This is a genomic window from Desulforamulus profundi, assembly GCF_002607855.1.
Window position 1 is genome coordinate 1 of record NZ_AWQQ01000011.1, and the last position, 5,165, is coordinate 5,165.

At 45.1% G+C, this 5,165-nt stretch carries 8 protein-coding genes; 4 read left to right on the forward strand and 4 right to left on the reverse strand.

Going from position 1 to position 5,165, the window contains the following annotated elements; translation table 11 throughout:
* The first annotated feature begins 503 nt into the window (after positions 1-503).
* The 4 genes from P378_RS01385 to P378_RS19240 all read left to right on the forward strand — a co-directional run bounded on the left by P378_RS01385 (position 504) and on the right by P378_RS19240 (position 1,414).
* Complete coding sequence (locus tag P378_RS01385; protein WP_238472724.1) at positions 504-731, forward strand: SHOCT domain-containing protein; 228 nt, start codon at positions 504-506, stop codon at positions 729-731.
* A 31-nt stretch (positions 732-762) separates the two neighbouring features.
* Entirely contained in the window at positions 763-891 is a 129-nt protein-coding gene (locus tag P378_RS22665) for a hypothetical protein (RefSeq protein WP_274377217.1), read from the forward strand.
* Between the two features lie 100 nt (positions 892-991).
* Positions 992-1,129 carry a hypothetical protein gene (locus P378_RS19235; RefSeq protein WP_180260922.1) on the forward strand — a complete coding sequence of 46 codons (138 nt, stop codon included), beginning with the start codon at positions 992-994 and terminating at the stop codon, positions 1,127-1,129.
* Positions 1,130-1,237: 108 nt separating this feature from the next.
* Positions 1,238-1,414 carry a hypothetical protein gene (locus P378_RS19240; RefSeq protein ID WP_159431801.1) on the forward strand — a complete coding sequence of 59 codons (177 nt, stop codon included), beginning with the start codon at positions 1,238-1,240 and terminating at the stop codon, positions 1,412-1,414.
* 581 nt (positions 1,415-1,995) lie between these two features.
* Here P378_RS19240 and P378_RS01395 read toward each other — a convergent pair.
* From P378_RS01395 to P378_RS01405, 4 genes are all read right to left on the reverse strand, one after another.
* Positions 1,996-2,226, reverse strand: coding sequence for an SHOCT domain-containing protein (locus P378_RS01395; RefSeq protein ID WP_073235404.1), 231 nt, complete (start codon positions 2,224-2,226; stop codon positions 1,996-1,998).
* Positions 2,227-2,443: 217 nt separating this feature from the next.
* The gene (locus P378_RS20480) at positions 2,444-2,902 is read right to left on the reverse strand and encodes a sensor histidine kinase (protein ID WP_238472725.1); all 459 of its coding nucleotides are present in this window, start codon (positions 2,900-2,902) and stop codon (positions 2,444-2,446) included.
* Positions 2,887-3,906, reverse strand: a complete 1,020-nt coding sequence (locus P378_RS01400) for a sensor histidine kinase (protein ID WP_238472726.1) — start codon at positions 3,904-3,906, stop codon at positions 2,887-2,889. The genes P378_RS20480 and P378_RS01400 overlap by 16 nt, the downstream gene beginning before the upstream one ends.
* Positions 3,903-4,592, reverse strand: coding sequence for a response regulator transcription factor (locus P378_RS01405; protein ID WP_099082017.1), 690 nt, complete (start codon positions 4,590-4,592; stop codon positions 3,903-3,905). The genes P378_RS01400 and P378_RS01405 overlap by 4 nt, the downstream gene beginning before the upstream one ends.
* Positions 4,593-5,165 lie beyond the last annotated feature (573 nt).

A 5,165-nucleotide genomic window follows, 5' to 3' on the forward strand; every position in this document is an offset into this window, starting at 1 on the left:
CCGGTAAAATAGGCATAAATTTATTTGTTTATTCGACCAAAGCAATGCAAAAGTTAATCATCAGTAGGGTAATACATATTTTTACCACTAATACCAAGCACTACCCATGAAAAATGTCTTTAAAATCAAGCATTGCAAGGATTCACATTTGAAATATTATGAGCATTGGTAAAGTAACGATTTAATAATTCGTAAACTCGGGCTAGAATTAAAGCTTTGGTCCTGCAAAACAAGGTCCGTGAAGTATTACAAAAATGTGATATTCATGCCATAGTTTTGTAAACTTTTATTTATATAATCAATCCATAAACCCATTACAGGAGGTTGATTATACAACAAGCCAGTTTAGATAATCTTAGGGCCGCCTAAAGATAAAGCGATCTGTAGAGAAAGAAAGACCCGCGGTATCACCTTTCATGATTTGTCCTTAATAAGGGCACTTTTTAAAATCAACCCCTTATGGGAACAATAGAAAAAACTTAAAGGAGGAATGCGTTATGCCAATGATGTACGGTGGCTATGGTATGGGATGGTTTGGGGGGATTTTTATGATGTTGATCCCGCTGGCTCTGTTAGGTCTGGTTGTCTATTGGGCGGTAAACTCAGGAGTAAAAAGTGCACTTAAGGAAGGTTCATCGTCCGGTGCCCTAGATATTTTAAAGTCCAGATATGCCCGGAACGAGATAACTGAAGATGAGTACAAAAAACTTAAAGAAGAATTATCCCGGTAGTAAAATTATTCTTGGTTTCGGGAGGATAACCATGATTAAGAAATATCCGGCCTGTCAACACTGCCAGTGCAGTTCATGCAAGTCTACAGGAACCTGCCGGGGATGCGCCACTGGAGTGATTCACTGTAAAGGCAAGATACAGGCCGACGGTGTGGTTTAGCACCGAGGAAACTATCTATGTACATCAGCAAAGTAACCTCACCAGGCAGGCCCTATGGCCTGCCATCTCTCGCAAGAAAGGTGTTGGGGAGGTAGCACCAATGAAATTTAAGCTTATCACCAAAATCAGCCTAGGCATTACCGGCATTGTGTTGGTCTTTTCCACCGCCCCAGGCTACACCTTTGTAAAAGGAACAAATCCCGGCAGCCACATAAGCATGACCAGAGTTAAAAAGTAAAGCCAGAGAGCAGAACTCACATGCTCTCTGGTTTTTGGGTACTGCTGAATATTAAGTAATACTACCGGGGACTATAACTCTGACTTAAAAATGAGGGGTGGTGGGAAAATGCAAAATAAGCAGCAGTTGGCCCAGTGTATCCAAACCTGCACCAAAGCAGCCAACGATCTGCGTAGTTCGGCTAACGGGATTAATAACGCCGGTGTAAGGGAAATGCTTACCTTAGGTGCCAGTCATATCGAGATGTGTATCCGCCAGTGCGAAAGCCTCATGCGGATGCCTTAAAAACTTTTAATTGGAACTTATCGGAGGTGAAATCAACAATGCAATCTGCCCAAACAATTCAACAGTGTATCCAGACCTGTCAGCAAATCTCGGCTCAATTACGGAACATGGCCAACACCGAACCAGACCCTATGGCAAAAAACAAGCTAATCGAAGGCGCACACCATCTGGCTCTCTGTATAGAGGAATGTAATTTTTCCCTACAGCAGATTCAGAGCGGTATGGCTTAACGTAAAGGGTTTGTACAAAAACGTACCATTGTTAGGTGCGCTTTTGTCTCACTTCAAGAAAATATATCTGGCCATATTTATCAGTGCTAAGGAATGAAGCACTGAGTCATAGGTAATTTTTATTGTCTCTTTTTTCCATTAGATATATTCGTTATACTTTTTTATCTCAAAGCAAAGTATTGAAAACATATCAAAATACAATAATCAAATGACTGAGGAACTTAAAAACTGGTTGATGAGTTTAACTAAACCAAAAGCCAGGCAGCAATAAACCCTTGCTCCTGGCTTTTGGTTTTTTATACTTTAACACCATTGTCAAAAAACTGTGGTTTACGCCACAGGCCCTAAGCCCTAAGTGATTTGGCCCCTTATTCTTTGAAAATCGTCCAGAGAAATTTCCCCTTTGGCCAGCCGGGTTTTTAAAATCTCCTGCGGTGCTGTGCCGCCGGTTTTTCTTCCAGTGGCCCGTTCTCCTATAGCCAACAGTGCCCATATCACCAGAATCACCGGCAATGCCATACCTAAAATCATGACAAGGGACCAGAGAAAACCTGTAATGCCACCTGCAAACGTCATCATCATAGTGTTCACTCCTTTGTTGTAGGTTGATTGATTTCTTAATCATAGAATAACAAAGAAGTTTAACAAAGCCATAACAACAGTTTCACATTTTTGTAACAAGTTCGATATGTAAAAATGTGTATGATGCCTGGTATGGTGGAAGCTCAGAAGGTTAAAGAAGAACAGGAATAGTCAAAATACAGGCATAGACCCGGGAAATGTCCCGGGTCTGTTGTTGTTATTCCACGCCTAAGTGGTTAACCGGCAGCACGATGTTAAAGGTAGTTCCTTTGTTTAGCTTACTTTCCACATTAATCTGGCCCCCGTGACCCTCCACAATTCTCTTCACAATGGCCAGCCCGAGACCGGTGCCACCTTGCACCCGGGTACGTGATTTATCACCTTTGTAAAATCTCTCCCAGATCATGGGCAGATCCTCCGGTGCAATGCCCTCACCTGTGTCGCTGATGCGCAGGTGCACCTGATTAGCTTTAGTGGTCACACAGACGGAGATTTTGCCTCCAGCGGGAGTATGTCGGATGGCATTGTCGATTAAGTTTATCAACACCCTTTCAATGCGGTCGCTGTTGCAGGTGACCAAAGGTAGCTTCTTTTCTATGTTGATTTCCAGGTGAATGCCTTTTTCGACAGTTAGTTGAGTGAGCTTTCGCTGTACACGGTCTATAATCTCCCGCAAGTCACAGGTTCCTGGTCAAAATCAAAGTGTCCCTCTTCCATGCGCTTTAAATCCAGCACCTCATTGACCAGCCGCTTAAGGCGGTTGATTTCGTCTAAAATGTTCTGTAGATATTCATCTCGCTCCTTTTCGGTCTTAACCAGCCCATCGATCAAGGTTTCGGTGAATCCCTGCATAACCGCCAGGGGAGTTTTGATTTCGTGGGCCACGTTGGTGACAAACTCTCGGCGGATTTGTTCCTGTTGTTCCAGTTGGCTGATTTTTTCCTGCAGCCGGGAGGCCAAGGTATTGAGGGAGTTGGCCAGCAGACCTATTTCATCGTTGGTCTGGATGTTCACCCGCTGCTGATAATTGCCGCTGGCCATTGCCAGGGCCGCTTTGTTCATTTTCACCAGGGGTTTAGAAATAAACCGGGAGAAAATCAAACTTAACAGGGCGGCCAGGGCAATGCCCCCGGCGGCGGTGTAGATGGTCAGCATCTGCAATCGTTTCAGCTCGTCTGCCAGGGGTTCAAGGGGGGCATGGATAATGACCGCCCGGTAAATATTATCATGGTCCTTAAAGGGAATGCCCACCGACAACACGTCGGTTTTAAAGAAAGGGTTATTGCCCTTGAGTACCACCGCTTGGCCTTGGTACAGTTTTTGTAGATCCCCCATGTTCAAGGGGCCGTGGTGGGGATTACTCATATCCATCGGCATATCCTTGGTGCTGATGCCCATACCCTGGCAGCTCATAACAATGCCCTTCTCATTTAAAATCATCACGTTGGCGTTATACAACCCGGCGATCAGGGCCACCTTGTTGTCCAGGGCGACAGGATCCTCTTCGGAACGGGCGATGTCCGCCACCTTATTGCCAAGTACCTTTAACAGCCTGGCCTGCTGTTCATAGTACAGCCCTTCCATGAAGCTGGTCTGGGCTGCCCCGGCAATGCCGATCACCACCAGCACCAGAATGGTCATGATGACCCAGAGTTTGGTGACAATGTTGTTTAGCTTCATGCTTCCACCTCAAATTTATACCCCACGCCCCAGACTGTTTTAATAAGGTTCCCGGCACCGGCGGCCCGCAGCTTGTCCCGCAGCCGGTTGACGTGGGTGTCAACGGTCCTCACATCCCCGTAGTAGTCAAAACCCCAGACCTCCTCCAAAAGCTGCTCCCGGCTGTAGACTCGCCCGGTGGACTTGGCTAACAGTGCCAGGAGTTCAAACTCCTTGGGAGTCAGGGTGACAGGCTTATCCTTAACAAGCACCTCCCGGCTGATTAAATCCATGCACAGGCCGGGGAATTTTAATAGATGCCCCTCTTTTTTCTCTTCGCTGCCCACCCGGCGCATGACCGCCTTAATCCGGGCCACCAGCTCCCGTGGGCTAAAGGGCTTGCCCATATAGTCATCGGCTCCGAACTCCAATCCTAAAATGCGGTCCACCTCTTCGTTCTTAGCTGTCAGCATGATGATGGGCACCTTGGATACCTTGCGGATTTCCTGGCACACGGTGACACCGTCTATTTTGGGCATCATGACGTCCAGCACGATTAAATCCCAGGACTCGGCTCTAAACTTCCGCAGGGCTTCCTCGCCATCCACCGCTTCCCCCACATGGTATCCTTCATTGGTTAAATAAATGCCAATAACCTGACGAATTTTATCTTCATCATCCACAACCAGCACACGAAACTGGCGCATGAATATCCCTCCTTTAAGATATGCCTCCCCTGCAGAGACAAGGGTTGGCTACTATCTATAGTAAAGCTAACAACAAACCCTTGTCAAAGCATTCAAAGGATTATCACAAAAATGTTAAACTTACGAGAAAAATTAGTAACACTTGCTTGTTATGATGGTTTAGTAAAATATAAACAAAATGTGATATTGATGAAACAGTTTTGTAAAACGTCTTTGCTATAGTAATAACTGTAAAGAACAACACCCCGACGGGAGGTGAACCAAATGTTTACCAAACACTGGATGCTCCCCGCAGTGGCCCACTGCAAGGGTGGTTGCTGAAAGATGGTCTTGGGCAGGATGGTAAACTGTCCCTTCCAAGCATTATCGAAAAAATCACTAGCGTTGCATAAATAAATTTCCAAAATGTCAATATCTAAAATTCTAGAAAAAAACCAATAAATCATTGTTTTTCCAGCAATATCCTGTAAAAATGATTAAAATCTCCTTATAATTGAGGTATAACAGGTAGTCCTGTCCATAATCTCAAAAATAAGGAGACATCGCATGGACAAGGATACCAATAAATCCACA